Source organism: Ruegeria sp. TASC047, assembly GCF_059612445.1.
This window is the reverse complement of record NZ_JBXWQP010000004.1, coordinates 25828-48303: the sequence shown is the minus strand read 5'-3', so window position 1 is coordinate 48303 and position 22476 is coordinate 25828. Positions and strand designations below refer to the sequence as shown.

Genomic DNA, 22476 nt, shown 5'->3' with positions numbered 1-22476 from the left:
GTGGACCGTGACGGCGTTGAGCGTGGCCAGGTTCTGTGTAAGCCGGGTTCGGTGACACCGCACACCAAGTTCGAAGCCGAAGCCTATATCCTGACCAAGGAAGAAGGCGGCCGTCACACCCCGTTCTTCGCGAACTACCGTCCGCAGTTCTACTTCCGGACCACGGACGTGACCGGCACCGTGACCCTGGCGGAAGGCACCGAGATGGTTATGCCCGGCGACAACGTGTCGTTCGGCGTTGAGCTGATCGCCCCGATCGCGATGGAAAACGGCCTGCGTTTCGCCATCCGCGAAGGCGGCCGCACCGTCGGCGCCGGCGTCGTGTCGAAGATCGTAGAATAATCCGTAGGCCAGGCTTCAGCCCGGCACATCGGTGAACAAACGAAGGCCGCTCCATAAAGGGGCGGCCTTTTGCTATACGCGATATAGGCTACTGCGAGGTCACTGGCATTGGCTACCCAAATGAAATTCAAAGAATGGAAAAATTGGAATGGAAATATGGCGGACAGTAAGAAAAAGACTTTGCATAATTTCGGTTTTTCACATGCTGGGTTGCTACAACCTTTTCTTCAGTCACTTTGAATTGTCCGACCGTGCCTATTTGGTAAACGTTTTGCTAGTTACGTTTTGGCCGATTGCATTTGTCATCGAGACAACTTTATTTGTGAAGAAGCGTGAGATCAGGAAAGAAGAAACGCGAGCCTAATTTCGGACGTGTGACTATCTTGTCTTGGCGTAAGGTTATTTCCCCCTTGCCAAACCCCGCCAACCCCACTAATACGCGCGAGTTCTCAACAAGAACGTCAAGGCGGGGTGATTCCCGCCTTTTGGGTTCGATGAGGGTTGGCGATGCGCGTCTGTCCTCCTCTCAACCCCAACGCCTGATAAAAGGCTGTTATTATGCAAAGCCAAAATATCCGTATTCGGCTGAAGGCATTTGACTATCGCGTTCTGGATGCCAGCACGCAAGAGATCGTCAACACTGCCAAGCGGACCGGCGCGAATGTGCGCGGCCCAATCCCGCTGCCGAACAAGATCGAGAAGTTCACGGTTCTCCGTGGCCCTCACGTTGACAAGAAATCCCGCGACCAGTTCGAGATCCGCACGCACAAGCGTCTTCTCGACATCGTTGATCCGACCCCCCAGACCGTGGACGCGCTGATGAAGCTCGACCTGGCTGCTGGTGTGGACGTCGAGATCAAGCTGCAGTCGTAAGATCGGAGGGTATAGATTATGCGCTCTGGTATTATCGCAAAAAAAGTTGGCATGACCCGCCTGTTCATGGAAGACGGCAAGCAGATCCCTGTGACCGTTCTTCACCTGGACAACCTGCAGGTCGTTGCACAGCGGACCGCTGAAAAAGACGGCTACACCGCCGTTCAGCTGGGCGCTGGTGCTGCCAAGGCAAAACGCACCTCGAAGGCCATGCGCGGTCACTATGCCGCTGCCAAGGTCGAGCCCAAGCGTAAGCTGGCCGAGTTCCGCGTCTCCGAAGATGGCCTGATCGAAGTGGGTGCCGAAATCTCGGCAGAGCATTTCCTGGCCGGTCAGAAGGTTGACGTTTCGGGCACCTCGATCGGTAAAGGCTTTGCCGGTGCGATGAAGCGCCACAACTTCGGTGGTCTGCGCGCCTCGCACGGTGTTTCGATCAGCCACCGTTCGCACGGTTCGACCGGTCAGTGTCAGGACCCGGGCAAGGTGTTCAAAGGCAAGAAGATGGCCGGTCACATGGGTGCTGCCCGTGTTACCACCCAGAACCTCGAGGTTGTCAAAACCGACGCCGACCGTGGTCTGGTCTTCATCAAAGGCGCCGTTCCCGGACCGAAATCGGGCTGGGTCACCGTCAAGGACGCCGTGAAGAAGAAAGCACCGGAAGGCTTGCCTTTCCCGGCTGCTGTGAAATCGGCTGCAACCGAAGCACCTGCGGAAGAAGTATCCGCGGAAGGTGGTGAAGCATGAAACTTGATGTAATCAAACTGGACGGCGGCAAGGCCGGCGACATCGAGCTGGATGCAGACCTGTTCGGCCTCGAGCCGCGCGCGGACATCCTGCACCGTGTGGTCCGTTGGCAGCGCAACAACGCGCAGGCCGGCACCCACAAGGTCAAGACCCGCTCGGAAACCAGCTACTCGACCAAGAAGATCTATCGCCAGAAGGGCACCGGTGGTGCACGCCATGGTGACCGTAACGCACCGATCTTCCGCAAGGGTGGTATCTACAAGGGCCCGACCCCTCGTTCGCACGGCCACGACCTGCCGAAAAAGTTCCGCAAGCTTGGCCTGCGCCACGCTCTGTCGGCCAAAGCCAAAGCAGGTGAACTGGTTGTGATCGAGAACGCCGAAGCCGAAGGCAAGACCGCCGCACTGGCCAAACAGGTTGCAAACCTGGGCTGGAAACGCGCTCTGGTCATCGACGGCGCGACCGTGAACGAAGGGTTCCTGAAGGCGTCGCGCAACATCGAAGGTCTGGATATCCTGCCGTCGATGGGTGCAAACGTTTATGACATCCTCAAGCGTGACACCCTGGTGCTCACCAAAGCGGCTGTCGAAGCACTGGAGGCTCGTCTGAAATGAGCGCGAAGGCAGAACACTACGACGTGATCCGCAAGCCGATCATCACCGAAAAGTCGACCATGGCGTCCGAAAATGGCGCGGTTGTCTTTGAAGTGGCGATCGAAAGCAACAAGCCGCAGATCAAAGAGGCCGTTGAGGCGCTGTTTGGTGTGAAGGTCAAGGCAGTGAACACCACCGTGACCAAAGGCAAGGTCAAGCGGTTCCGCGGCCAGCTGGGCCGTCGGAAAGACGTCAAGAAAGCATATGTGACCCTGGAAGAGGGTAACACAATCGACGTAAGCACCGGTCTCTGATCCAACGCTTACAGCGACACTTTTCGGCCCCGGTGGATCACTCCTCCGGGGTCGATTTCGTTTCAGACGTCAAAGCTCTGGGTTTGCGCGTCAGGGCAGGGCGGTCACACGTCCTCTAGCGGCCGCTCAGGGCGGTTCTGGCGTCACCGGCACAATGGGGGGGGCCCATCAACAGCTATCGCACCCTCTGACGGCCGCTGAGCGGCCTGCTCGCGGGGCAGGGCCTGCACTGGACACAGAAAAGGCGCCCTAAGGCGCCTTTGGGTCGTTTCAATTGTATGAGTGGTTACGAGCAATATACGTGCCGGTGCGCGATATCTGCGATGTCGCAGCGGCGGATGCCGATATCGTCCAGCTCACGGTTGCTCAGACGCTGCAACTCGGTATAGGTGCGCTGATACTCAGCAGCACGTGCGCGGGCTGTTTTGATCCGTGTGATCATTTCAGCGATCCGGGTGCCGAAGTTGAAGCCGGTATGGGTCAGTGTCGCAGTTGTCATCTCTGTATTCCTTTCTCGTATCAGGGCGTATTCCCTGACGTTTCCTTTTGAGTTCCTTCATTGGACAAGGCAGAGATAGGAGCGTTTGCTATCGCTAACAACGCAGATTTTGGTCTAGCCGATATGCATCTGTTGAATGGCTATACATGTCGTGGGCCACGTCAATCACACGCCGCTTTCATTTCTCTCGCGCGTTTTATTGCGGGCGGCCATCGCCCGACCATCACGTATGCTCAGCCCCATCAGTGTCAGATTGGTCGCTCCGGCAATCAGTTCGATGATCTGTACAATATAGAAGCTGGTATCAAACGAGCCCGCGTTTGCCTTTGCGCTCAGGTAGACGGCGGCTGGAACAAGGACGATGAGCCCGTTCATAGCAATGATCGGCATCCTTTTCTTTTTGGCGAGCGCAGGGGCATCTTTTCGGCGACGCCCAAGTGTCGCCCCGGATGCACCGACAATCACCATTGCAGGCACCAGAACAAAGAGCCCGCTGACGATCATGGACTTTACTGCCGCGACGGTCTCATGGTTTGCAAATAACTCACTGTACAAAGTGGATGTCCAGAATACGAGTATCGTAAGAAAGCCTACTACTCCGGCGATGGGGTGGATGGTTCTTAACATGTTGCTACTCCCAAATGAGGGTCAGGCGACGCAGTGGTTTTCGACTGCGAGCTTGCGAAGAAGATGTGGCCGGGCCACTGCGCTTGCTGGATAGTCCGCGATCCGACGCTGGAACTCGGGATGAGTGAATGCGTCGCGAAAGCTTTGCACGTTCTGCCAGATCGCGTAGTTCACAAAGGTCGAACTGCCCGCGATACCCTGATGGAGCTGGGTCGAGATATATCCCGGTTGCGATTTCATGAAATCCGCATCATGCGCCCATGCCCGAAGCAGCGCCTTTTCGTCTTCGGCGTCCACCGTAAACAGGTTGATCAGCACCACCGGTCCTTCCTCGGTCTGCATCTGATCTGCCAGCGTGACGATCGTGTCCAACTCTTTGATACGAGCCATTTCGGTTCCCTTCGATTCTGAAATATAGCAAGCTATATAAAATTGCATAGCATGCTATTCAAGTGTAAATCCAGGACATGGACTTCGAAAAAGAAAACTCGGCCGGGTATCTGGTTAATCACATGGCACGATTGTTCGCAAAGGAGTTGCAGCAACGCATTGCGCCCTTTGGCATCGTCGTCGGGCAATTCCCAATCTTGCTGGAACTCTGGCTCAGGGACGGTGTGACGCAAAAGGATCTGCTGACCAAAATTGACGTCGAACAGGCGACATTGGCCAACACGCTTAACCGTATGGAACGTGATGGCTTGATCAAAAGAACGAAGAACCCTGCTGACGCCAGGGCTCAATTGATTTGGCTGACCGAGAAGGCCGCAGCACTTCGCAACAGCGCCTACGAGGCAGCTCAGAACGTGAATGCTGATGCATTACAGGTCTTGAATGACCCTGAGCGCGCACAATTCATGAACTATATGCGTCGAGTCATAGGCGGCATGCGCTCAAGGTGAATTGACGGAGGATCAGTTCACGGCACCGGCAGGCAAGCCATTAAACAAAAAACGCCCCCGACCGAGGTCGGAGGCGTTTCTAAGTCTTCGAAGCTGCGGGCTTAGCCGCGCTCTTCGATGATCTCTACCAGATGCGGGATCTTGCGGATCATGCCGCGCACCGAAGGAGTATCCTCCAGCTCACGGGTTCTGTGCATCTTGTTCAGGCCCAGGCCGATCAGGGTTGCGCGCTGTTCGGCGGGGCGACGGATCGGCGAACCGATCTGTTTGACGACGATGGTTTTTGCCATGACGTGCTCTCCTTATGCTTCTGCTTCAGCAGCAGCCGGTGCATCGTCCCGCTTGGGCAGGATGTCAGCAACCTTTTTGCCACGACGTGCGGCAACCGAACGCGGGCTCTGCTCTTTCTGCAGGCCGTCGATGGTGGCGCGGATCATGTTGTAGGGGTTCTGCGAGCCCAGCGACTTGGAGACAACGTCCTTGACGCCCAGCATTTCGAACACGGCACGCATCGGACCACCGGCGATGATACCGGTACCTTCAGGCGCGGCGCGCATAACCACTTTACCGGCGCCGTGACGGCCCTCGATGTCGTGGTGCAGGGTCCGACCTTCGCGCAACTGTACGCGGATCATCTGACGCTTGGCTTGCTCAGTCGCCTTGCGGATGGCTTCAGGTACTTCTTTCGCTTTACCCTTGCCAAAGCCGACGCGGCCTTTCTGATCGCCGACAACCACCAGAGCGGCGAAGCCAAAGCGCTTACCACCTTTTACGGTTTTCGACACGCGGTTGATTGCGACCAGGCGATCTGCAAATTCCGGCGTTTCTTCACGGTCGCGGCCACGGCCCCGACGGTTTTCACGTTCTGCCATTTGGCATCCCTTTTCCTCTAGAGGCGCTTGCGGCGCCAATTGCTCAATCGAAGTGAACCCGTGAATGACATTCTGGGGCTCCCCGATCATCGAGGCGGGCGGACCCGCCTTCAAAGTGCCGGTGCCGGGCTGAAGCCCGGCCTACGGCGTCGATCAGGTAGGCCGGGCTTCAGCCCGGCGCACCATCAGATCTTCAGGCCACCTTCACGCGCAGCGTCGGCGACAGCCTTCACTTTGCCGTGGAACAGGAAGCCGCCACGATCGAAATAGGCCTCTTCGACGCCTGCCTTCTTGGCACGCTCGGCGATGGCCGCGCCGACTTTCGTCGCCGCTTCGACGTTGTTCTTGCCAACAACACCCAGGTCTTTTTCCAGGGTCGAGGCCGAGGCCAGGGTCACGCCACGTACGTCGTCGATCAGCTGAACAGAGATGTTCTTGTTCGAACGGTGTACGGACAGGCGCGGACGACCCGCGTTGACCTTGCGAAGTTTGTTCCGAACGCGCAGGCGGCGCTTCAGAAACAGGGTTCTTTTGCTGTTTGCCATTGTCTGCGTCCTTACTTCTTCTTGCCTTCCTTGCGGAAGATGAACTCGCCCTTATAGCGGATACCCTTGCCTTTGTACGGCTCGGGGCGGCGCCACTCGCGGATTTTGGCCGCGGTTTCGCCCACCAGCTGCTGGTCGATACCTTCCACAACGATCTCGGTCTGCTTCGGTGCGGTGATGGTGACACCTTCCGGAGCTGTGAAATCAACATCGTGGCTATAGCCCAGGTTCAGCTTCAGGGTGTTGCCCTGCATCTGCGCCCGGTAACCAACACCCTGGATCTCCAGCTCTTTTTTGAAGCCTGTGGTCACACCGGTTACTAGGTTGGCAACCATGGTGCGGCTCATGCCCCACTGCTGGCGGGCACGCTTGGACATGCCACGAGGGTCGATCTTGACCACGTTGTCTTCAACCGACAGCGTTACGTCGTCGGTGGCGGTGAAGCTGCGGGTGCCTTTCGGACCTTTGACTTCGATGGTCTGACCCGACACAGAGGCGGTTACGCCGCTGGGCAGCTCGACCGGTTTTTTACCAATACGAGACATTGCAGACCTCCTTAGAAGACGGTGCAGAGCACTTCGCCGCCAACATTGTTGGAGCGAGCGTTTGCGTCCGACATCACACCTTTCGGAGTGCTGACAATCGACACGCCCAGACCCTGACGGACCTGTGGGATGTCATTGACGCCCATGTATACGCGGCGACCGGGTTTCGAAACCCGCTTCAGTTCGCGAATGACAGGGGTGCCTTCGTAGTATTTCAGGCTGATTTCGATGGCCGGATGACCGTTTTCACCGGTCGTCTTTTCATAGCCACGGATGTAGCCTTCGTCCGCCAGCACGTCCAGAACCCAAACACGCAGCTTTGACGCCGGAGTGGAAACGGTGGACTTGCCGCGCATTTGCGCGTTGCGGATACGGGTGAGCATATCGCCGATAGGATCATTCATATCTATGTCTCCCTTACCAGCTCGATTTCACCATGCCGGGGATCTGACCAGCAGAACCCAGCTCGCGCAGCGCGATACGGCTGACCTTCAGCTTACGATAGTAAGCGTGGGGACGACCGGTCAGCTGACAACGGTTGTGCAGACGGGTAGCCGAGCTGTTGCGCGGCAGTTTCGCCAGTTTCAGACGCGCCTTGAAGCGCTCTTCCATCGGCTTGCTCTCGTCATTCGCGATTTCTTTCAGCTCGGCACGCTTTGCGGCATATTTGGCCACCAGGCGTTCGCGCTTCTTCTCGCGTTCGATCATTGCTTTCTTAGCCATGTCTCAATCCTCCCGGCGCTTACGCGTTGAACGGCATGTTGAATGCTTTCAACAGTGCCTTTGCTTCAGCGTCGGTTTTCGCTGTGGTGGCAATTACGATATCCAGGCCCCAGACCTCGTCGACCTTGTCGAAGTCGATTTCCGGGAACACGATGTGCTCTTTCATGCCCATGGCAAAGTTGCCACGACCGTCGAAAGAAGGCTTAACACCGCGGAAGTCACGAATACGCGGCATCGCGATCGTGATCAGACGATCCAGGAATTCGTACATCCGGTCACCGCGCAGGGTCACTTTCGCACCCAGCGGCATGTCTTCACGGACGCGGAAACCCGCGATCGACTTCTTCGCCTTGGTTGCAACGGCCTGTTGACCGGCAATCGCAGTTAGGTCCTCGACAGCGGCTTTCGCTTTCTTCGAGTCTTTGACAGCCTCAGCACCACAACCGATGTTCAGAACGATTTTTTCCAGCTTGGGCAGCTGCATGTCGTTCTTGTAGCCGAACTCTTCTTTCAGAGCGGCACGGATGGTCTCGGCGTACTGCGCTTTCAGGCGCGGGGTGTAGGTTGCGTTATCAAGCATCGATCACGTCCCCTGTGGTCTTGGCGAAACGCACCTTCTTGTCACCTTCCATGCGGAAGCCAACGCGGGTTGCTTTGCCGTTCTTGTCCAGCAGTGCCAGGTTCGACAGCTCGATCGGGTTAGCCTGAGGCAGGCGACCACCTTGCGAGGTTTGCGACTGGCGGGTGTGGCGGATGGCGATGTTGATGCCATCGACAACAGCTTTACCGGCTTTGGGGTCAACCGAGGTGATAGTTCCCTCTTTGCCCTTGTCCTTGCCGGCCAGCACGACGACCTTGTCGCCTTTGCGGAGTTTAGCAGCCATGATTACAGCACCTCCGGAGCCAGCGAGATGATTTTCATGAAGTTCTTCGCGCGCAGCTCACGAACAACGGGGCCAAAGATACGGGTACCTACGGGCTCGTTGTTGTTGTTCAGGATGACGGCGGCGTTGCGATCGAAACGGATCGCGGTGCCGTCTTCGCGACGGACTTCCTTGGCGGTGCGTACGACGACGGCCTTGCGGACGTCACCTTTCTTTACGCGGCCGCGCGGGATGGCTTCCTTCACCGAGACGACAATGATGTCGCCGACGGAGGCGTATTTACGCTTGGAACCACCCAGGACCTTGATGCACTGAACTCGGCGTGCGCCAGAGTTGTCAGCGACATCCAGATTGGTCTGCATCTGGATCATGTGGTTTCTCCCGACCTGTGGGGGCTGGTCTGATTAAATCCCCCAGGGTTTCGACAAATGAAAAATCCCGGAAGCTTACGCTTCCAGAACTTCCCAACGTTTCGTCTTCGATTTCGGCGCGCATTCGATGATGCGTACAGAGTCGCCGACCTTGAAGGCGTTCTTTTCGTCATGAGCCCGGTATTTCTTGGACTTACGAACGGTTTTGTGCAGCAGCGGGTGCTTGAAACGGCGCTCGACCAGCACGGTGATGGTCTGTTCGTTGGCGTCGCTGGTCACGGTGCCTTGCAGGATACGCTTGGGCATCTGATTACTCCTCGGATGCCGCGGCAGCGGCCTTTTCGTTCAGGATGGTTTTGACGCGGGCAGCGTTGCGGCGGGCCGCTTTAATGCCAGCAGTGTTTTCCAGCTGACCGGTTGCCTGTTGAAAGCGCAGGTTAAAGCTTTCTTTCTTCAGGTTGACCAGTTCCTCGCGGAGCTGATCAGGGGTCTTGTCACGCAGTTCTTGGGCGTTCATCGCCTTTTTCCTTTGCTCAAAACACCAGAAGGCCCCGTACACGGGTCACCTTTGACCTGGTGGATGAATGATAGACATACGAATCGCCCGACAACGCCGGGAGACCGCAAGATGCCGCTCTATAGGGGGTTAGGGGTGGGGTGGCAAGGAAAATTTTAAAGAATATCGCCGCTCCGCAATATGCCTGCACACCTCCCCATCGCCAGGAGGACAGCAGGTTTCCAACAAACCAACACGTAACGAAATTCCAGGTAATTCCCCGACATTAGGGCGCAACTTGAGGCTCTATCGCGAGAGCAACAACGGACCTCAGCAAATGAATTGGTAATCCCTCTGAACTATATGGAAGTCATGTAGGAATGACTGCTCGAAGAAATCATATGTGCCGGTGGGTACGCCACGCATTTGTTCTCAGGCTCCCAAGCCAGTTTTTCCAAAGTCATTTGAGCTTTCTGGCGATGGCAGATCGTATGTATTTCCAAGGGTATTTTACAGCATGATCACGCTCTGCAATGATATGATCACGCTCTGCAATGATGCCCTCGGCAGTGGTGGCACCGCCAACGCTGCTGTGTTTTATCCGGCTTAGACCATCCATCGAAAGGCCGTGCGCCCGGGCGAGAGACACTAGAACATCGTCGCTAACCGCCTTTTGGCCGTCTTTTTCGAAGTAACCAAAGAATTCTCGAAGCTTTCTTTTGGCTTCGTCTGTCGTTGCGGTATTCAACACCTTCATGGATCCCGGCGAAAATCGATCGACCGAGGCCTGACTACCGGCGTACTCCAATACATTATGACCAACGGCCGTTGGATTTTGGACCATGTCTTCATATTTTACTTCAAAATAGTCTGTCTCTGTACGCTGCAGGAACGCGGTTAAAAAAGCGTTCTGGCGATCGCAAAGCTGTATCAACTTTATCAGGAATTCCGGATCAAAACCTTCGAGAACTTCTTCAACCGATTCAGGTTTGCTCAGATTTATTTTGTTCTCCATCCCATTGTTCATCACGTGATACAGCCCTGTCCGACTAGCGAAATACTGCGATAGCGCCTGCCCAAGAGGATTTCGAATAAGGTAAAAGCACGCCGCTTCACTGAAACGATCACGGAAACTCGCCCAGAACTTTTCGGCGTAAGGAAGCGAACGATCTTCGAGGGAGTAAGGTTCATTGAAGTAGGCTTTTGCAACGGCTGTAAGGTAGCTCTCCATGATGGTTACCGCGGTTGCTCCAGAGCCATCGCGACCATACTCAAGCTTTTCAAGCAAAAGGTCTCGATCCCAAGTTTTTTTGGGAATAGTTTGGATTTCGGCCCAGGGTTCGCCATGTTGGCCAAGGTCGCCTGCCCTGCTCAAACTGGTCTCGAACATGGTACTGCCAACCCGTTGGCTGGCAAAAACAACGCACAGCTTGCCCATTCTAGACTTCCATAAAAGACAATCCGGACATTAAGCAACCTAACGCTCGCCCTGGGTATCAGCCAAGTTTAAAAGTTCGTTCTCAAACGTCTACTGCGGTTCGGCAATGTTAGACCCACTTATAGTTGAAACTCACCGAAATCCGCTCTTCCTCGGCCAGGTTCATCGGCACCTCGTGGCGCAGCCAGCTTTCCCACAGCAGCACATCGCCCACCTGCGGCTTAATATAGATGAAGGGTTGCAAATCGCGTCGCCCGCCTTTCAGCCGTGTCGGCGCGGCCATCATACGGCCTGAGCGCGGGTCTTCCAGTTTCAGCGCACTCGCGCCTTCGGGCATCGCCACATAGGTGGTGCCGGAAATCACACTGTGCGGGTGCAGATGGCTGGAATGCATGCCACCCTCGGGCAGGATGTTGATCCACAGGTCTTCCAGCTTCAGCTCACCTTCACCCAGATCAAACTCCAGATCCTTGGCAAAAGCCGCCACATGGCTGTCCAGCGCCTTGACCAGATCGGCGAATATCGGAAACCGCCAGGGCAGGTCGGTCAGCGAGGCATAGCTGGTGTAACCGGGATAGCCGTTTTCTTCGCACCAGTCCTGCCCGGCCTCGTCATCCTCGGCGATGACAAGGCACGAGCTTTCCAACTCCTCCGCATCGATCGGGGGACCGAACTCGGACAAGGAGGCACGATAGAGGCGGGTGACGAAGAGTGATTCAATCTGTGGCATGGGGCCGTCTTAACCCAGCCGCGCGGTGAAGGCGATGGCTGTTTTGCGAGGCTCTGCCTCGCGCGACGGGGGCAGAGCCCCCTATAGAAAAACCCCCGCCGGTGTTCCGACGGGGGTCAATCTTGTCACGAGCGGGGGTGCCCCCGGATCGCTTACCAGTCTTCGCGAACCACGACGCGGGTCTTGATCGGCAGCTTCATCGCAGCCAGGCGCAGGGCCTCGCGGGCGATGTCGTCATTGACGCCGTCGATCTCGAACATCACGCGACCGGGCTTGACCTTGCAAACCCAGCGGTCGACCGAACCCTTACCTTTACCCATACGAACTTCGATCGGCTTTGCAGTGACCGGAGTGTCGGGGAAGATGCGGATCCAGACACGGCCCTGACGCTTCATGTGACGCGTCATGGCACGACGTGCAGCTTCGATCTGGCGTGCGGTTACACGCTCAGGCTCGATCGCTTTCAGGCCGTAGGTGCCAAAGTTCAGATCAGAGCCGCCCTTGGCTTCGCCCTTGATCCGGCCTTTGTGCAACTTGCGGAATTTTGTACGCTTTGGTTGAAGCATATCTTTCCCTCCTTAGCGACGACCGCCACCAGCACCACGAGGTGCAGGGCCGTCCTGGAGTTCCTGTGCTTTACGATCACGTGCCTGCGGATCGTGCTCCATGATCTCCCCTTTGAAGATCCAGACCTTGATCCCGATGATCCCGTAGGGGGTCATCGCTTCGGCATGTGCGTAATCGATGTCGGCGCGCAGCGTGTGCAGCGGCACACGGCCTTCGCGGTACCATTCGGTCCGTGCGATTTCGGCACCACCCAGACGGCCAGCGACGTTCACCCGGATACCCAGGGCGCCCATGCGCATGGCGTTCTGTACGGCACGCTTCATCGCGCGGCGGAACGAAACACGGCGTTCCAGCTGCTGAGCGATCGACTCGGCAACCAGCTGACCGTCAAGCTCGGGCTTGCGCACTTCGACGATGTTCAGGTGCAGTTCGCTGTCGGTCATCGCGGCCAGCTTCTTGCGCAGAACTTCGATGTCCGCACCTTTCTTGCCGATGATGACACCCGGACGTGCGGTGTGGATCGTAACGCGGCACTTCTTGTGCGGACGTTCGATGATCACACGGGCAACACCGGCCTGCTTGCACTCTTTCTGGATGAACTCACGGATCTTGAGGTCTTCCAGCAGAAGATCACCGTAGTCCTTGGTATCTGCGTACCAGCGGCTGTCCCAGGTGCGGTTGACCTGAAGGCGCATGCCGATCGGATTGACTTTATGTCCCATTAGGCTTGCTCCTCAACTTGACGCACCTTGATGGTGATCTCCGAGAACGGCTTCATGATCTTGCCGAAACGGCCACGCGCACGCGGGCGACCGCGCTTCATGACCAGGTTCTTGCCAACCCAGGCTTCGGCGACGATCAGCTCGTCAACGTCCAGGTTGTGGTTGTTTTCGGCATTCGCGATTGCGGACTGCAGGCACTTCTTGACGTCCTGCGCGACGCGCTTGTTCGAGAAAGTCAGGTCGGTCAGGGCCTTCTCGACTTTCTTGCCGCGGATCATTTGCGCTACCAGGTTCAGTTTCTGCGGGCTGGTGCGAAGCATGCGCGTTTTCGCCATTGCTTCGTTTTCAGCCACGCGGCGGGGGTTCTTTTCCTTGCCCATGACTTACTTCCGCTTCGCTTTTTTGTCTGCGGCGTGGCCATAATAGGTCCGTGTCGGCGAATATTCACCGAACTTCTGACCGATCATGTCTTCCGAGACGTTTACCGGGATATGCTTCTGGCCGTTGTACACACCAAAGGTCAGACCCACGAACTGGGGCAGGATGGTGGAACGACGCGACCAGATCTTGATGACTTCGTTGCGGCCCGACTCGCGCGCTGCTTCGGCTTTTTTCAGCACGTAAGCATCGACGAAAGGACCCTTCCAAACAGAGCGAGACATGGATTAACGTCCCTTCTTCTTGGCGTGCCGCGAGCGGATGATCAGCTTCTGGGACGCTTTGTTCTTGTTGCGGGTACGCTTACCCTTGGTGTCCTTACCCCACGGCGTAACCGGCGTACGGCCACCCGAGGTACGACCCTCACCACCACCATGCGGGTGATCGATCGGGTTCATAGCAACACCACGAACCGACGGACGCACGCCCTTGTGGCGCATACGACCGGCTTTACCAAGGTTCTGGTTGCTGTTGTCGGGGTTGGACACGGCACCGATGGTGGCCATGCATTCCTGACGGACCATGCGCAGCTCGCCCGAGCTCAGACGGATCTGAGCGTAACCGCCATCGCGGCCCACGAATTGCGCGTAAGTACCGGCCGCACGTGCGATCTGACCGCCTTTGCCAGGCTTCATCTCGATGTTGTGGACGATGGTACCGATGGGCATGCCCGAGAACGGCATTGCGTTGCCCGGCTTGATATCGGCCTTTGCCGACGCGATGACCTTGTCACCAACAGCCAGACGCTGCGGAGCCAGGATATACGCCTGCTCGCCGTCTTCGTATTTTACCAGTGCGATGAACGCGGTCCGGTTCGGGTCATATTCGATCCGTTCGACGGTTGCCGCGACATCAAATTTATTCCGTTTGAAGTCAACGATCCGGTAGAGACGCTTTGCGCCACCGCCGCGGCGGCGTGAAGTGATCCGTCCGGTGTTGTTCCGGCCGCCCGATTTGGTCAAACCCTCTGTAAGAGACTTGACCGGACGTCCTTTCCAAAGCTCCGAACGGTCGATCAGCACCAGCCCGCGCTGGCCCGGCGTCGTCGGCTTGTACGACTTGAGTGCCATGCTTTCTGTCTTCCGTTTAGCAAGTGCGGGGATTTCCCCGCTATGTGATAGGCCCCCGTAGGTGCCAAGGGTATAGGGCCCCGAAGGTCCCCGGTTACAAATATCAGAGGCCCCGGAACGAATCCGAGGCCGTAAGATTGGGAGCGTTTAGCAGTGTTGGGGGTGGGTGTCTATAGAAGAAACCCGAATTTCATCTTCCAAACATGCGATCGCCTCAAGCTGCAACTACTGCCAGCTTGAAAACACTTCGCGGGCCTTTTCACTCTCGGGCCGCAGGTTTTCGATCCCCCCATAGGGCACACCTTTGCCCAGTGGCAGGTGAGGATACTTTTCGATCATCTTCTGGTGCCGTTTCATCATGTCCTGAAAGGACGCGCCGGACCAGAGTGAGCCACCGATATCGGGCGTGGATTCACGAGGGTCACGCAACACGTTATAAACCGGCGCTGCAGCGCCGGGCACACCGGGCGGCGGTAAGTGCATTTTGAATTCCTGCTTAACAATCGAACGCAGAACAGGACCCTCGTAGATATAGACGTAGTCTCGGCGTGAGTTCCCCTCGCCCTCCAAAAGCAATGCGGTCTGGTCTATCCCATCTATCACACGATCGCGCGGAATATGTTCACTGCCTCCCGCGATCCGAGCCAGCGTGGTGTATAGATCTGAGACGTGAATAATGTCACCGGCATAGCTTCCGGCTTCGACGGCGGCTGGCCATCTGACAAAAGCATCAACCCGCACACCACCTTCAAGGTGTTCGGCTTTACCACCGCGATATATTAACTCCATCATCCCCGAATCCGGCGAGTATTGTTTGAATATCCCGTTATCCGCCATAAAAATGACCAGTGAGTTCTCGGATATACCGAGGTCATCAATCTTGGCCAGCAATTCGCCAAACCATGTATCTACAACTTCCAACTTGTCCGCCATGAAGCCACCATTCCGACTCGTTTGCTGATCGGAATAGGTGAAGTTCAACGGATAGAGCGGCCAATATTGCAGGAAGAAGGGAGAGTCTTCTTTCGATAACAGTTCGAGCTGTTCCAGGGCTTGGGATTGATAGCGCTCATTCATTCGCTCGTAATGCGCCTGCGTCCATTCTTCACCCGGAGCGAGGTCAACTTCTCGGGCCAATCCCCCCGCCATAGCCTCCAACCCCGTCACAAGCCCATAGGGTTTAAACAGTTGGTCAATGGCAAATTCACCGGACTGGGTAGATCGGTGCCAACCGTTTAGATTGCTCGCTGCTGCGGCTTCAGGTGTCATCAAACTCAGCTGCACTTGCTGATGGACAGAAAAAAGGCGTTATCGAACCCCTGATTGTGCGGGAACGACTGCTCAATATCTCCCTGATGCCACTTACCTACATGGGCAGTATTGTAACCGGATTGCTTTAAAACCTCGGCCAGCGTCACCTCATCTGCCGACAGTCCTTCGCCAACCAGGGCAACTTTCACTTCTTCCTGCCCGGCACGAACCGGGTGGCGACCCGTCAAAAAAGCCGTTCTCGTCGGAGTGCAAGAGGGCTCTGTGTACATGCGCATAAGAGAAAGGCTCTCTGCGGCAAAATCGTTGATTTCCGGGGTATCAAAGCCCGTCACATAGTTCATTGGCCGACTGCCCATCAGGCCGAAACTCACATCGTCTATCAGGACAAAGAATATGTTTGGTGGGCGGTCATTATTGGCAGATCGAATAGCTGCAAGCTTTGCATCGACTTCGAGATCCTGCGCGTCCCATTGATCACCGAATTGCGCCCGAAGGAATTCGTACTCGCCGTCATGTACAATCGGTTGGCCTTGTGCATGCAGAGTTGTTGCAGCGGCCAACCCGGCAAAAATGGTTCGAAAAAGCATCAAATCCCCCCAATTGACTATCGTCTCAAGGATAGCGGTTTGAGCCCACCAGTCAAACATTCAACAATTTGAAGGAGAGAGCCCCGTCAATCAAAAAAAAGGGCCCCCGCCTTCGCGGGGGCCCTTATCTCTCTCCAAAGACGGATCCGATCAGAGACCGGTAGAACGTTAATGGTGTTACCCTCTTCCAGGGTCACATTTGCTTTTTTGACGTCTTTCAGACGGCCCAGCTGGCCGCGGAACCTACCCCTCACCCATACAGCGCGCGGGCCTCGGCGAAGGACAGCAGTCGGCGGCTTTGCTCGTCCCACAGGTGCAGGCGCGCGTTGGCGAGGCTTTCGCGGATGGTCATCCGGTTGCTGTTGGCCAGCTCATCATGGTCGCGCAGCACTTCGGTCAGGCGATAGAACGGAATGCGGCTGTACAGGTGATGCACGTGGTGGATGCCGATATTGGCGGTGAACCACTGCAACACGGACGGCAAAATATAATGAGAGCTTCCGTGCAGCGCCGCTTCGTGCAACTGCCAGTCTTCATCGGCGTCCCAATGCGTGTCCTCGAACTGGTGTTGCACATAGAACAGCCATACCCCGGCGGTGGCGGCAATCAGGGTCGAGGGCAGGAAGATCAGAACCATCGGCATCAGCCCGCCAAAATAGTAAATGGCCACAAGCGCAACCAGAATGGCAAGATTGGTGGCCATGGCGCTGACCCAGAACCGGACGCTGTCGGTCAGGCCCAGTGGAAGGCGGTTCTGAAACAGGAACAGATAACCGGGGCCAAAGACGAACAGGGTGATCGGGTTTCGATACACGCGATACCAGAACCGGCTCATCGGGGTTTTTGCCTGATATTCGGCCACGGTCAGGGTGTGGATATCGCCCATCCCGCGCTTGCCCAGATTGCCGGAACTGTTGTGATGTGTGGAATGCGTGCGGCGCCAGACATCATACGGTGTCAGCGTCAGAACTCCGATCGCGCGTCCAACCCAGTCGCTGACCGTCCGGTTCTTGAAGAACGCGCCGTGCCCGCAATCATGCTGGATGGCAAACAGACGCAACAGAAAGGCCGCGTTGAGAACGGAGATCGCAAAAGCCAGCCAATAGCTGACCGACAGCGACATCCAGGACAAGGCCCAAAGCGCGAAGAAGGGGATGATACTGACGCCCAGTTCAAACGCGCTGCGCAGCTGATCGGGTTCGCGATATTTGGCAAGCGTTGTGACCCAGTCACGTGCAGCGGTAGCCCCAGGCTGTGTCCGGGTCGAAAGAGTGGTTTCAGTCATGCGCCTGCCAAGTTCTTGTTTGTGGCAATCCGGATAGACTACCGCCCGGTCATGGCAAGCGATATTTGCCAAAATCGCCATATTTCGTGCTCAATTTTCGGTCAGACCCCGGTGAAGGTGTCCTTTTGGGTTCACCTTGCGGGGCCGGTCCCGGGGCTTTGGCCGATCAGGCCAAGCGGCTGGCGATCTACAGGCTTGCCAAGGGGGATCATCGGGCCTATACGCCTGCGGTGGCTTTTTGGCCGCGAGAATCAAAACCAAGAAATGCCGTGTTTGGCCCATCACGCTTCGGGGGTCATATCCGGCTTAGGAGAAGCGAAATGAAACTGAACGAATTGCGCGACAATCCTGGCGCCGCCCCGAAACGCACCCGCGTTGGCCGTGGTCCGGGTTCCGGCAAAGGTAAAATGGGTGGCCGTGGTATCAAAGGCCAGAAATCCCGCTCGGGTGTGGCCATCAACGGCTATGAAGGCGGTCAGATGCCCTTGTACCAGCGTCTGCCCAAGCGTGGCTTCAACAAGCCCAACCGCAAGGCATTTGCCGTTATCAATCTGGGTCTGATCCAGAAATTCGTCGACGCCGGCAAGCTGGACGCCAAAGCTGCGATCACCGAGGATGCACTGGTTGCGTCCGGTCTGGTCCGTCGCAAACTGGACGGCATCCGCGTTCTGGCCAAAGGCGAGATCAGCGCCAAGGTGAACCTGGAAGTGACCGGTGCGTCGAAAGCTGCTGTCGAGGCAGTTGAAAAAGCGGGCGGTTCACTGAAAGTCACAAAAGCCGCTGCGGCAGAGTAAGCGCTTGTGAGCGGGCAAAGACCCGCTTACATAGACTTCAGAGTTTTCCAAGACGCCGTCCGAGCCGGAAAACGGTTCCGGGCGGCGTTTGCATAAGAGAGACCGACTTTATGGTATCAGCAGCAGAACAAATGGCAGCCAACACAAGCTGGGCTGCCCTTGGCAAGGCCACCGATCTGCGCAACCGCATCCTGTTCACGCTGGGTTTGCTGATCGTCTATCGTCTGGGCACCTTCATTCCGGTGCCGGGGATCGACGGAGCAGCATTGCGCGAGTTCATGGAACAAGCGGGGCAGGGCATCGGCGGCATGGTTTCGATGTTTACAGGCGGGGCGCTTGGCCGAATGGGCATCTTTGCCCTTGGCATCATGCCCTATATTTCGGCCTCGATCATCGTGCAGCTGCTGACATCGATGGTTCCCGCGCTCGAACAGCTCAAGAAAGAGGGCGAGCAGGGCCGCAAGAAGATCAACCAATACACCCGTTTCGGCACCGTGGCGCTGGCCACCGTTCAGGCCTATGGTCTGGCTGTGTCACTGGAATCGGGCGATCTGGCGACCGATCCGGGGCTGTATTTCCGCATGTCGACCATGATCACGCTGGTTGGCGGCACCATGTTCCTGATGTGGCTGGGTGAGCAGATCACCGCACGCGGCATCGGCAACGGTATCTCTCTGATCATTTTCGTCGGCATCATCGCCGAGGTCCCCGCCGCCCTGGCGCAGTTCTTCGCGTCGGGCCGTTCGGGCGCAATCAGCCCCGCCGTGATTGTTGGCGTGATCGTGATGGTGATTGCCGTCATCATGTTCGTGGTCTTCATGGAACGGGCGCTGCGAAAGATCCATATCCAGTACCCGCGCCGTCAGGCCGGGATGAAAATCTATGAAGGCGGCTCCAGCCACCTGCCGGTCAAGGTCAACCCCGCGGGCGTGATCCCGGCGATCTTTGCCAGCTCGCTGCTGCTGCTGCCGGTGACGATCTCGACCTTCTCGTCGGGCGCTGCAAACGGGCCGGTCATGTCGTGGCTGCTGGCCAATTTCGGCCCCGGACAGCCGCTGTATCTGCTGTTCTTCGCGTCGATGATCGTGTTCTTTGCGTATTTCTACACGTTCAACGTGTCGTTCAAACCGGATGATGTGGCGGACAACCTGAAAAAGCAGAACGGGTTCGTGCCCGGTATCCGCCCCGGCAAGAAAACCGCCGAGTATCTGGAATATGTGGTCAACCGCGTGCTGGTGCTGGGTTCGGCCTATCTGGCCGCCGTCTGTCTGCTGCCTGAAATCCTGCGGGGCCAATTTGCCATCCCGTTCTATTTCGGCGGCACCTCGGTTCTGATTATCGTCTCAGTGACCATGGACACGATCCAGCAGGTTCAGAGCCATCTTCTGGCGCATCAATACGAAGGGCTTATCGAAAAGTCTCAACTGCGCGGCAAAAGCAAGAAACGCGGCAGGAAGGGACCCTCTCGTCGATGAATATCATTCTGTTGGGCCCCCCGGGGGCCGGGAAAGGAACGCAGGCGCGTCACTTGGTTGAAACACGCGGCATGGTACAGCTCAGCACGGGCGACATGCTGCGCGAAGCCAAGACCTCGGGCACCGAGATGGGCCGGAAGGTTGCGGCGATCATGGATGCGGGCAAGCTGGTCACCGACGAAATCGTGATCGGCCTGATCGAAGAGAAACTGACCACCGAAACAGGCGCCGGTTTCATCTTTGACGGCTTTCCCCGCACGCTGGCGCAGGCCGATGCTCTGGCCGCTCTGCTGACCAAGCTGGGCCAGTCGCTGCACACCGTGATCGAGATGCGCGTCGATGACGACGCGCTGGTGGGCCGGATCACCGCACGCTCAACCTGCGGCGGATGTGGCGAGGTCTATAACGACAACACCAAGCCGATCCCGGCAGATGGCAAATGCACCAATTGCGGCAAGGAAAATGATTTCCAGCGCCGCGCCGATGACAACGAAGACAGCCTGCGCACGCGCCTGATGGAATACTACAAGAAGACGTCTCCGCTGATTGGCTATTACTACGCCAAGGGCGATCTGCGCCCAGTCAACGGGCTGGCGGATATCAAGGAAGTGACGGCGTCGATCGAGGCGATACTGGGTTGACCGAAAGTTGGGGCTTGACGGCCCCACCAAAAGCCCATATCGACCCCCATCCCTAAAGGGAATCAAGACCGCATGCGGGATTCGTCCCAAATGCCCCGACCACCTCGAGTAATACTGGACCCTCTGGCGTCACTGCCACGGTAAAGTGTTGTGAAAAAAGGTTCCGGAGTTACGGAACCGCAACAAAAAGGAAAGTGACACGTGGCACGTATTGCCGGCGTAAACATCCCGACTGCAAAGCGGGTTCCAATCGCCCTCACATATATCACCGGTATCGGCAACACCTCGGCCAACGCAATCTGCGAAGCCGTGGGCATTGAAGCGCACCGCCGCGTCAATGAACTGTCGGATGCCGAAGTTCTGGCCATCCGCGAACATATCGACGCCAACTACACCGTCGAAGGTGACCTGCGTCGCGAAGTTCAGATGAACGTCAAGCGTCTGATGGACCTGGGCTGCTATCGCGGTCTGCGTCACCGCCGCAACCTGCCGGTTCGCGGTCAGCGTACCCACACCAACGCTCGTACCCGCAAAGGCCCCGCAAAGGCCATTGCCGGTAAGAAGAAATAAGGGAGGGTCTGACCGATGGCACGCGATAAGACTCGCATCAAGCGCAAAGAGCGCAAGAACATCGCATCGGGCGTTGCCCATGTGAACTCGACCTTCAACAACACCAAGATCCTGATCTCGGACGTACAGGGCAACGCCATCTCGTGGTCGTCTGCCGGTACCATGGGCTTCAAGGGATCGCGGAAATCTACTCCGTATGCCGCGCAGATGGCTGCGGAAGACGCAGGCAAGAAAGCGCAGGAACATGGCGTCAAGACGCTGGAAGTCGAAGTTCAGGGCCCCGGTTCGGGTCGTGAATCGGCTCTGCGCGCACTGGCTGCCGTGGGCTTCAACATCACGTCGATCCGTGACGTGACCCCGATTGCTCACAACGGCTGCCGTCCGCCGAAGCGTCGTCGCGTCTAAGCGATCTGGAATTAAGCTGGGGCTGTGTTTTTGCACGGCCCCAGCACGTCATTTTGAACCTCGGGCGTCTGCACCTTGTTGGTCATGGGGCGCGGGCAGGAATGGAGGGATTACATGATCCACAAGAATTGGGCAGAATTGATCAAGCCGACCCAGCTGGAAGCCAAGCCGGGCAACGACCCTGCGCGTCAGGCGACCCTGGTTGCCGAACCGCTGGAACGTGGTTTTGGTCTGACCCTGGGCAACGCCCTGCGTCGCGTTTTGATGAGCTCGCTGCAAGGCGCGGCCATCACCAGCGTCCAGATCGACAACGTCCTGCACGAGTTCTCGAGCGTGGCGGGTGTGCGTGAAGACGTCACCGACATCATCCTGAACCTCAAGCAGGTTTCCCTGCGCATGGAAGTCGAAGGCCCCAAGCGCCTGTCGATCAATGCCAAAGGCCCGGCAATCGTTACGGCTGGTGACATCAGCGAAAGCGCAGGCATCGAGGTTCTGAACCGCGATCACGTCATCTGTCACCTGGACGACGGCGCCGACCTGTTCATGGAACTGACCGTCAACACCGGCAAGGGTTACGTTTCGGCTGAAAAGAACAAGCCGGAAGATGCGCCCATCGGTCTGATCCCGATCGACGCGATCTATTCGCCGGTCAAGAAAGTCGCCTATGACGTGCAGCCGACCCGCGAAGGTCAGGTTCTGGACTATGACAAGCTGACCCTGAAGATCGACACCGACGGTTCGATCACCCCCGATGACGCACTGGCCTATGCCGCGCGCATCCTGCAGGATCAGCTGTCGATCTTCGTCAACTTCGACGAGCCGGAATCGGCAAACCGTCAGGACGAGGACGATGGTCTGGAGTTCAACCCGCTGCTGCTCAAGAAAGTGGACGAGCTGGAACTGTCGGTCCGTTCGGCAAACTGCCTGAAGAACGACAACATCGTCTATATCGGCGACCTGATCCAGAAGACCGAAGCCGAGATGCTGCGCACCCCGAACTTCGGCCGCAAGTCGCTGAACGAGATCAAGGAAGTGCTGTCCGGCATGGGTCTGCACCTCGGCATGGATGTCGAGGACTGGCCGCCCGACAACATCGAAGATCTGGCAAAGAAATTCGAAGACGCGTTCTAAGTATCTTCGGCTGCGGCGGCGGGG

General features: G+C 57.1%; 36 protein-coding genes and 1 pseudogene. 12 read left to right on the top strand and 25 right to left on the bottom strand.

What is annotated here, in order from left to right; genetic code table 11:
- The 5 genes from AC2FLO_RS00860 to AC2FLO_RS00840 all read left to right on the top strand — a co-directional run.
- Nucleotides 1–342 (top strand): EF-Tu C-terminal domain-related protein (locus tag AC2FLO_RS00860; RefSeq protein WP_496753135.1); only part of this gene is annotated, 342 nt, incomplete at its 5' end.
- A gap of 558 nt (nt 343–900) precedes the next feature.
- Nucleotides 901–1215 (top strand): 30S ribosomal protein S10, encoded by a 315-nt coding sequence (gene rpsJ / locus AC2FLO_RS00855; RefSeq protein ID WP_008756422.1) that lies wholly within the window; start codon nt 901–903, stop codon nt 1213–1215.
- Between the two features lie 18 nt (nt 1216–1233).
- Nucleotides 1234–1959, top strand: a complete 726-nt coding sequence (gene rplC, locus AC2FLO_RS00850; RefSeq protein WP_171638102.1) for a 50S ribosomal protein L3 — start codon at nt 1234–1236, stop codon at nt 1957–1959.
- Nucleotides 1956–2573: a 50S ribosomal protein L4 gene (gene rplD, locus AC2FLO_RS00845; protein WP_171638100.1), complete on the top strand. Its 618-nt coding sequence runs from the start codon at nt 1956–1958 to the stop codon at nt 2571–2573. Before rplC ends, rplD begins: the two co-directional genes overlap by 4 nt.
- Nucleotides 2570–2866 carry a 50S ribosomal protein L23 gene (locus AC2FLO_RS00840; RefSeq protein ID WP_170609990.1) on the top strand — a complete coding sequence of 99 codons (297 nt, stop codon included), beginning with the start codon at nt 2570–2572 and terminating at the stop codon, nt 2864–2866. Before rplD ends, AC2FLO_RS00840 begins: the two co-directional genes overlap by 4 nt.
- A gap of 286 nt (nt 2867–3152) precedes the next feature.
- Here AC2FLO_RS00840 and AC2FLO_RS00835 read toward each other — a convergent pair whose 3' ends face one another.
- From AC2FLO_RS00835 to AC2FLO_RS00825, 3 genes are all read right to left on the bottom strand, one after another.
- A complete protein-coding gene (locus tag AC2FLO_RS00835) occupies nt 3153–3365 on the bottom strand; it encodes a DUF1127 domain-containing protein (protein ID WP_496754726.1) in 213 nt (70 codons plus the stop codon).
- A 165-nt stretch (nt 3366–3530) separates the two neighbouring features.
- Nucleotides 3531–3992, bottom strand: coding sequence for a hypothetical protein (locus tag AC2FLO_RS00830; RefSeq protein WP_480586714.1), 462 nt, complete (start codon nt 3990–3992; stop codon nt 3531–3533).
- Nucleotides 3993–4013: 21 nt separating this feature from the next.
- Nucleotides 4014–4382 (bottom strand): antibiotic biosynthesis monooxygenase family protein, encoded by a 369-nt coding sequence (locus tag AC2FLO_RS00825; protein ID WP_171638091.1) that lies wholly within the window; start codon nt 4380–4382, stop codon nt 4014–4016.
- Nucleotides 4383–4459: 77 nt separating this feature from the next.
- Between AC2FLO_RS00825 and AC2FLO_RS00820 the strand changes: the two genes are divergently transcribed.
- On the top strand, nt 4460–4891 hold the full coding sequence (locus tag AC2FLO_RS00820; RefSeq protein ID WP_496754724.1) for a MarR family winged helix-turn-helix transcriptional regulator: 432 nt from the start codon (nt 4460–4462) through the stop codon (nt 4889–4891).
- A 101-nt stretch (nt 4892–4992) separates the two neighbouring features.
- Here AC2FLO_RS00820 and rpmD read toward each other — a convergent pair whose 3' ends face one another.
- From rpmD to AC2FLO_RS00710, 22 genes and pseudogenes are all read right to left on the bottom strand, one after another.
- Nucleotides 4993–5181, bottom strand: a complete 189-nt coding sequence (gene rpmD, locus AC2FLO_RS00815) for a 50S ribosomal protein L30 (RefSeq protein ID WP_480559524.1) — start codon at nt 5179–5181, stop codon at nt 4993–4995.
- A gap of 12 nt (nt 5182–5193) precedes the next feature.
- Complete coding sequence (rpsE, locus tag AC2FLO_RS00810) at nt 5194–5763, bottom strand: 30S ribosomal protein S5 (protein WP_209505839.1); 570 nt, start codon at nt 5761–5763, stop codon at nt 5194–5196.
- 185 nt (nt 5764–5948) lie between these two features.
- Nucleotides 5949–6308 carry a 50S ribosomal protein L18 gene (gene rplR, locus AC2FLO_RS00805; protein WP_010437103.1) on the bottom strand — a complete coding sequence of 120 codons (360 nt, stop codon included), beginning with the start codon at nt 6306–6308 and terminating at the stop codon, nt 5949–5951.
- 11 nt (nt 6309–6319) lie between these two features.
- Nucleotides 6320–6853, bottom strand: coding sequence for a 50S ribosomal protein L6 (rplF, locus tag AC2FLO_RS00800; RefSeq protein WP_170467582.1), 534 nt, complete (start codon nt 6851–6853; stop codon nt 6320–6322).
- Between the two features lie 11 nt (nt 6854–6864).
- Nucleotides 6865–7257 carry a 30S ribosomal protein S8 gene (gene rpsH, locus AC2FLO_RS00795; protein WP_209505841.1) on the bottom strand — a complete coding sequence of 131 codons (393 nt, stop codon included), beginning with the start codon at nt 7255–7257 and terminating at the stop codon, nt 6865–6867.
- A gap of 13 nt (nt 7258–7270) precedes the next feature.
- Nucleotides 7271–7576, bottom strand: a complete 306-nt coding sequence (rpsN, locus tag AC2FLO_RS00790; RefSeq protein WP_010437098.1) for a 30S ribosomal protein S14 — start codon at nt 7574–7576, stop codon at nt 7271–7273.
- Nucleotides 7577–7595: 19 nt separating this feature from the next.
- Complete coding sequence (rplE, locus tag AC2FLO_RS00785) at nt 7596–8156, bottom strand: 50S ribosomal protein L5 (protein WP_209505843.1); 561 nt, start codon at nt 8154–8156, stop codon at nt 7596–7598.
- On the bottom strand, nt 8149–8460 hold the full coding sequence (gene rplX / locus AC2FLO_RS00780; protein ID WP_010437096.1) for a 50S ribosomal protein L24: 312 nt from the start codon (nt 8458–8460) through the stop codon (nt 8149–8151). Before rplX ends, rplE begins: the two co-directional genes overlap by 8 nt.
- Nucleotides 8461–8462: 2 nt before the next feature.
- A complete protein-coding gene (gene rplN, locus AC2FLO_RS00775; protein WP_005621870.1) occupies nt 8463–8831 on the bottom strand; it encodes a 50S ribosomal protein L14 in 369 nt (122 codons plus the stop codon).
- A 75-nt stretch (nt 8832–8906) separates the two neighbouring features.
- Nucleotides 8907–9137 carry a 30S ribosomal protein S17 gene (rpsQ, locus tag AC2FLO_RS00770; RefSeq protein WP_209505845.1) on the bottom strand — a complete coding sequence of 77 codons (231 nt, stop codon included), beginning with the start codon at nt 9135–9137 and terminating at the stop codon, nt 8907–8909.
- Nucleotides 9138–9141: 4 nt separating this feature from the next.
- Nucleotides 9142–9348 (bottom strand): 50S ribosomal protein L29, encoded by a 207-nt coding sequence (gene rpmC / locus AC2FLO_RS00765; protein WP_209505847.1) that lies wholly within the window; start codon nt 9346–9348, stop codon nt 9142–9144.
- A gap of 439 nt (nt 9349–9787) precedes the next feature.
- A complete protein-coding gene (locus AC2FLO_RS00760) occupies nt 9788–10765 on the bottom strand; it encodes a Stf0 family sulfotransferase (protein WP_496754722.1) in 978 nt (325 codons plus the stop codon).
- Between the two features lie 109 nt (nt 10766–10874).
- Nucleotides 10875–11495 (bottom strand): 2OG-Fe(II) oxygenase family protein, encoded by a 621-nt coding sequence (locus AC2FLO_RS00755; protein ID WP_496754720.1) that lies wholly within the window; start codon nt 11493–11495, stop codon nt 10875–10877.
- Nucleotides 11496–11647: 152 nt separating this feature from the next.
- Complete coding sequence (gene rplP, locus AC2FLO_RS00750) at nt 11648–12061, bottom strand: 50S ribosomal protein L16 (protein WP_267364819.1); 414 nt, start codon at nt 12059–12061, stop codon at nt 11648–11650.
- Between the two features lie 12 nt (nt 12062–12073).
- Nucleotides 12074–12784, bottom strand: a complete 711-nt coding sequence (rpsC, locus tag AC2FLO_RS00745; protein ID WP_209505853.1) for a 30S ribosomal protein S3 — start codon at nt 12782–12784, stop codon at nt 12074–12076.
- Nucleotides 12784–13164: a 50S ribosomal protein L22 gene (gene rplV / locus AC2FLO_RS00740; protein WP_039538267.1), complete on the bottom strand. Its 381-nt coding sequence runs from the start codon at nt 13162–13164 to the stop codon at nt 12784–12786. The genes rpsC and rplV overlap by 1 nt, the downstream gene beginning before the upstream one ends.
- 3 nt (nt 13165–13167) lie before the next feature.
- Nucleotides 13168–13446, bottom strand: a complete 279-nt coding sequence (gene rpsS, locus AC2FLO_RS00735; RefSeq protein WP_005980699.1) for a 30S ribosomal protein S19 — start codon at nt 13444–13446, stop codon at nt 13168–13170.
- Between the two features lie 3 nt (nt 13447–13449).
- The gene (gene rplB, locus AC2FLO_RS00730) at nt 13450–14292 is read right to left on the bottom strand and encodes a 50S ribosomal protein L2 (protein ID WP_170531634.1); all 843 of its coding nucleotides are present in this window, start codon (nt 14290–14292) and stop codon (nt 13450–13452) included.
- 225 nt (nt 14293–14517) lie between these two features.
- Nucleotides 14518–15561, bottom strand: coding sequence for a sulfatase-like hydrolase/transferase (locus AC2FLO_RS00725; RefSeq protein WP_496754718.1), 1044 nt, complete (start codon nt 15559–15561; stop codon nt 14518–14520).
- Nucleotides 15562–15566: 5 nt separating this feature from the next.
- On the bottom strand, nt 15567–16151 hold the full coding sequence (locus AC2FLO_RS00720) for a sulfatase-like hydrolase/transferase (RefSeq protein WP_496811607.1): 585 nt from the start codon (nt 16149–16151) through the stop codon (nt 15567–15569).
- A 164-nt stretch (nt 16152–16315) separates the two neighbouring features.
- A pseudogene (locus AC2FLO_RS00715) lies at nt 16316–16396 on the bottom strand (50S ribosomal protein L23); the annotation flags it as partial.
- 5 nt (nt 16397–16401) lie between these two features.
- Nucleotides 16402–17436, bottom strand: coding sequence for a fatty acid desaturase (locus tag AC2FLO_RS00710; RefSeq protein ID WP_496754714.1), 1035 nt, complete (start codon nt 17434–17436; stop codon nt 16402–16404).
- 320 nt (nt 17437–17756) lie between these two features.
- Here AC2FLO_RS00710 and rplO point away from each other — a divergent pair, with 320 nt between their 5' ends.
- The 6 genes from rplO to AC2FLO_RS00680 all read left to right on the top strand — a co-directional run bounded on the left by rplO (nt 17757) and on the right by AC2FLO_RS00680 (nt 22452).
- Complete coding sequence (gene rplO / locus AC2FLO_RS00705) at nt 17757–18230, top strand: 50S ribosomal protein L15 (RefSeq protein ID WP_209505859.1); 474 nt, start codon at nt 17757–17759, stop codon at nt 18228–18230.
- A gap of 110 nt (nt 18231–18340) precedes the next feature.
- Nucleotides 18341–19705, top strand: coding sequence for a preprotein translocase subunit SecY (gene secY / locus AC2FLO_RS00700; protein ID WP_480508517.1), 1365 nt, complete (start codon nt 18341–18343; stop codon nt 19703–19705).
- The gene (locus tag AC2FLO_RS00695; protein ID WP_209505861.1) at nt 19702–20346 is read left to right on the top strand and encodes an adenylate kinase; all 645 of its coding nucleotides are present in this window, start codon (nt 19702–19704) and stop codon (nt 20344–20346) included. Before secY ends, AC2FLO_RS00695 begins: the two co-directional genes overlap by 4 nt.
- A gap of 201 nt (nt 20347–20547) precedes the next feature.
- Nucleotides 20548–20916, top strand: coding sequence for a 30S ribosomal protein S13 (rpsM, locus tag AC2FLO_RS00690; RefSeq protein ID WP_209505862.1), 369 nt, complete (start codon nt 20548–20550; stop codon nt 20914–20916).
- Between the two features lie 15 nt (nt 20917–20931).
- On the top strand, nt 20932–21321 hold the full coding sequence (rpsK, locus tag AC2FLO_RS00685) for a 30S ribosomal protein S11 (protein ID WP_170462414.1): 390 nt from the start codon (nt 20932–20934) through the stop codon (nt 21319–21321).
- Between the two features lie 114 nt (nt 21322–21435).
- The gene (locus tag AC2FLO_RS00680; RefSeq protein WP_480484769.1) at nt 21436–22452 is read left to right on the top strand and encodes a DNA-directed RNA polymerase subunit alpha; all 1017 of its coding nucleotides are present in this window, start codon (nt 21436–21438) and stop codon (nt 22450–22452) included.
- The last annotated feature ends 24 nt before the right edge of the window (nt 22453–22476 follow it).

What these genes read in the sequence shown, in the direction of transcription:
- rpsJ (WP_008756422.1), top strand. Translation starts at nt 901, where the DNA reads ATGCAAAGCCAAAATATCCGTATTCGGCTGAAGGCATTTGACTATCGC.
- rplC (WP_171638102.1), top strand. Translation starts at nt 1,234, where the DNA reads ATGCGCTCTGGTATTATCGCAAAAAAAGTTGGCATGACCCGCCTGTTC.
- rplD (WP_171638100.1), top strand. Translation starts at nt 1,956, where the DNA reads ATGAAACTTGATGTAATCAAACTGGACGGCGGCAAGGCCGGCGACATC.
- AC2FLO_RS00840 (WP_170609990.1), top strand. Translation starts at nt 2,570, where the DNA reads ATGAGCGCGAAGGCAGAACACTACGACGTGATCCGCAAGCCGATCATC.
- AC2FLO_RS00835 (WP_496754726.1), bottom strand. Translation starts at nt 3,365, where the DNA reads ATGACAACTGCGACACTGACCCATACCGGCTTCAACTTCGGCACCCGG.
- AC2FLO_RS00830 (WP_480586714.1), bottom strand. Translation starts at nt 3,992, where the DNA reads ATGTTAAGAACCATCCACCCCATCGCCGGAGTAGTAGGCTTTCTTACG.
- AC2FLO_RS00825 (WP_171638091.1), bottom strand. Translation starts at nt 4,382, where the DNA reads ATGGCTCGTATCAAAGAGTTGGACACGATCGTCACGCTGGCAGATCAG.
- AC2FLO_RS00820 (WP_496754724.1), top strand. Translation starts at nt 4,460, where the DNA reads ATGGACTTCGAAAAAGAAAACTCGGCCGGGTATCTGGTTAATCACATG.
- rpmD (WP_480559524.1), bottom strand. Translation starts at nt 5,181, where the DNA reads ATGGCAAAAACCATCGTCGTCAAACAGATCGGTTCGCCGATCCGTCGC.
- rpsE (WP_209505839.1), bottom strand. Translation starts at nt 5,763, where the DNA reads ATGGCAGAACGTGAAAACCGTCGGGGCCGTGGCCGCGACCGTGAAGAA.
- rplR (WP_010437103.1), bottom strand. Translation starts at nt 6,308, where the DNA reads ATGGCAAACAGCAAAAGAACCCTGTTTCTGAAGCGCCGCCTGCGCGTT.
- rplF (WP_170467582.1), bottom strand. Translation starts at nt 6,853, where the DNA reads ATGTCTCGTATTGGTAAAAAACCGGTCGAGCTGCCCAGCGGCGTAACC.
- rpsH (WP_209505841.1), bottom strand. Translation starts at nt 7,257, where the DNA reads ATGAATGATCCTATCGGCGATATGCTCACCCGTATCCGCAACGCGCAA.
- rpsN (WP_010437098.1), bottom strand. Translation starts at nt 7,576, where the DNA reads ATGGCTAAGAAAGCAATGATCGAACGCGAGAAGAAGCGCGAACGCCTG.
- rplE (WP_209505843.1), bottom strand. Translation starts at nt 8,156, where the DNA reads ATGCTTGATAACGCAACCTACACCCCGCGCCTGAAAGCGCAGTACGCC.
- rplX (WP_010437096.1), bottom strand. Translation starts at nt 8,460, where the DNA reads ATGGCTGCTAAACTCCGCAAAGGCGACAAGGTCGTCGTGCTGGCCGGC.
- rplN (WP_005621870.1), bottom strand. Translation starts at nt 8,831, where the DNA reads ATGATCCAGATGCAGACCAATCTGGATGTCGCTGACAACTCTGGCGCA.
- rpsQ (WP_209505845.1), bottom strand. Translation starts at nt 9,137, where the DNA reads ATGCCCAAGCGTATCCTGCAAGGCACCGTGACCAGCGACGCCAACGAA.
- rpmC (WP_209505847.1), bottom strand. Translation starts at nt 9,348, where the DNA reads ATGAACGCCCAAGAACTGCGTGACAAGACCCCTGATCAGCTCCGCGAG.
- AC2FLO_RS00760 (WP_496754722.1), bottom strand. Translation starts at nt 10,765, where the DNA reads ATGGGCAAGCTGTGCGTTGTTTTTGCCAGCCAACGGGTTGGCAGTACC.
- AC2FLO_RS00755 (WP_496754720.1), bottom strand. Translation starts at nt 11,495, where the DNA reads ATGCCACAGATTGAATCACTCTTCGTCACCCGCCTCTATCGTGCCTCC.
- rplP (WP_267364819.1), bottom strand. Translation starts at nt 12,061, where the DNA reads ATGCTTCAACCAAAGCGTACAAAATTCCGCAAGTTGCACAAAGGCCGG.
- rpsC (WP_209505853.1), bottom strand. Translation starts at nt 12,784, where the DNA reads ATGGGACATAAAGTCAATCCGATCGGCATGCGCCTTCAGGTCAACCGC.
- rplV (WP_039538267.1), bottom strand. Translation starts at nt 13,164, where the DNA reads ATGGGCAAGGAAAAGAACCCCCGCCGCGTGGCTGAAAACGAAGCAATG.
- rpsS (WP_005980699.1), bottom strand. Translation starts at nt 13,446, where the DNA reads ATGTCTCGCTCTGTTTGGAAGGGTCCTTTCGTCGATGCTTACGTGCTG.
- rplB (WP_170531634.1), bottom strand. Translation starts at nt 14,292, where the DNA reads ATGGCACTCAAGTCGTACAAGCCGACGACGCCGGGCCAGCGCGGGCTG.
- AC2FLO_RS00725 (WP_496754718.1), bottom strand. Translation starts at nt 15,561, where the DNA reads ATGACACCTGAAGCCGCAGCAGCGAGCAATCTAAACGGTTGGCACCGA.
- AC2FLO_RS00720 (WP_496811607.1), bottom strand. Translation starts at nt 16,151, where the DNA reads ATGCTTTTTCGAACCATTTTTGCCGGGTTGGCCGCTGCAACAACTCTG.
- AC2FLO_RS00710 (WP_496754714.1), bottom strand. Translation starts at nt 17,436, where the DNA reads ATGACTGAAACCACTCTTTCGACCCGGACACAGCCTGGGGCTACCGCT.
- rplO (WP_209505859.1), top strand. Translation starts at nt 17,757, where the DNA reads ATGAAACTGAACGAATTGCGCGACAATCCTGGCGCCGCCCCGAAACGC.
- secY (WP_480508517.1), top strand. Translation starts at nt 18,341, where the DNA reads ATGGTATCAGCAGCAGAACAAATGGCAGCCAACACAAGCTGGGCTGCC.
- AC2FLO_RS00695 (WP_209505861.1), top strand. Translation starts at nt 19,702, where the DNA reads ATGAATATCATTCTGTTGGGCCCCCCGGGGGCCGGGAAAGGAACGCAG.
- rpsK (WP_170462414.1), top strand. Translation starts at nt 20,932, where the DNA reads ATGGCACGCGATAAGACTCGCATCAAGCGCAAAGAGCGCAAGAACATC.
- AC2FLO_RS00680 (WP_480484769.1), top strand. Translation starts at nt 21,436, where the DNA reads ATGATCCACAAGAATTGGGCAGAATTGATCAAGCCGACCCAGCTGGAA.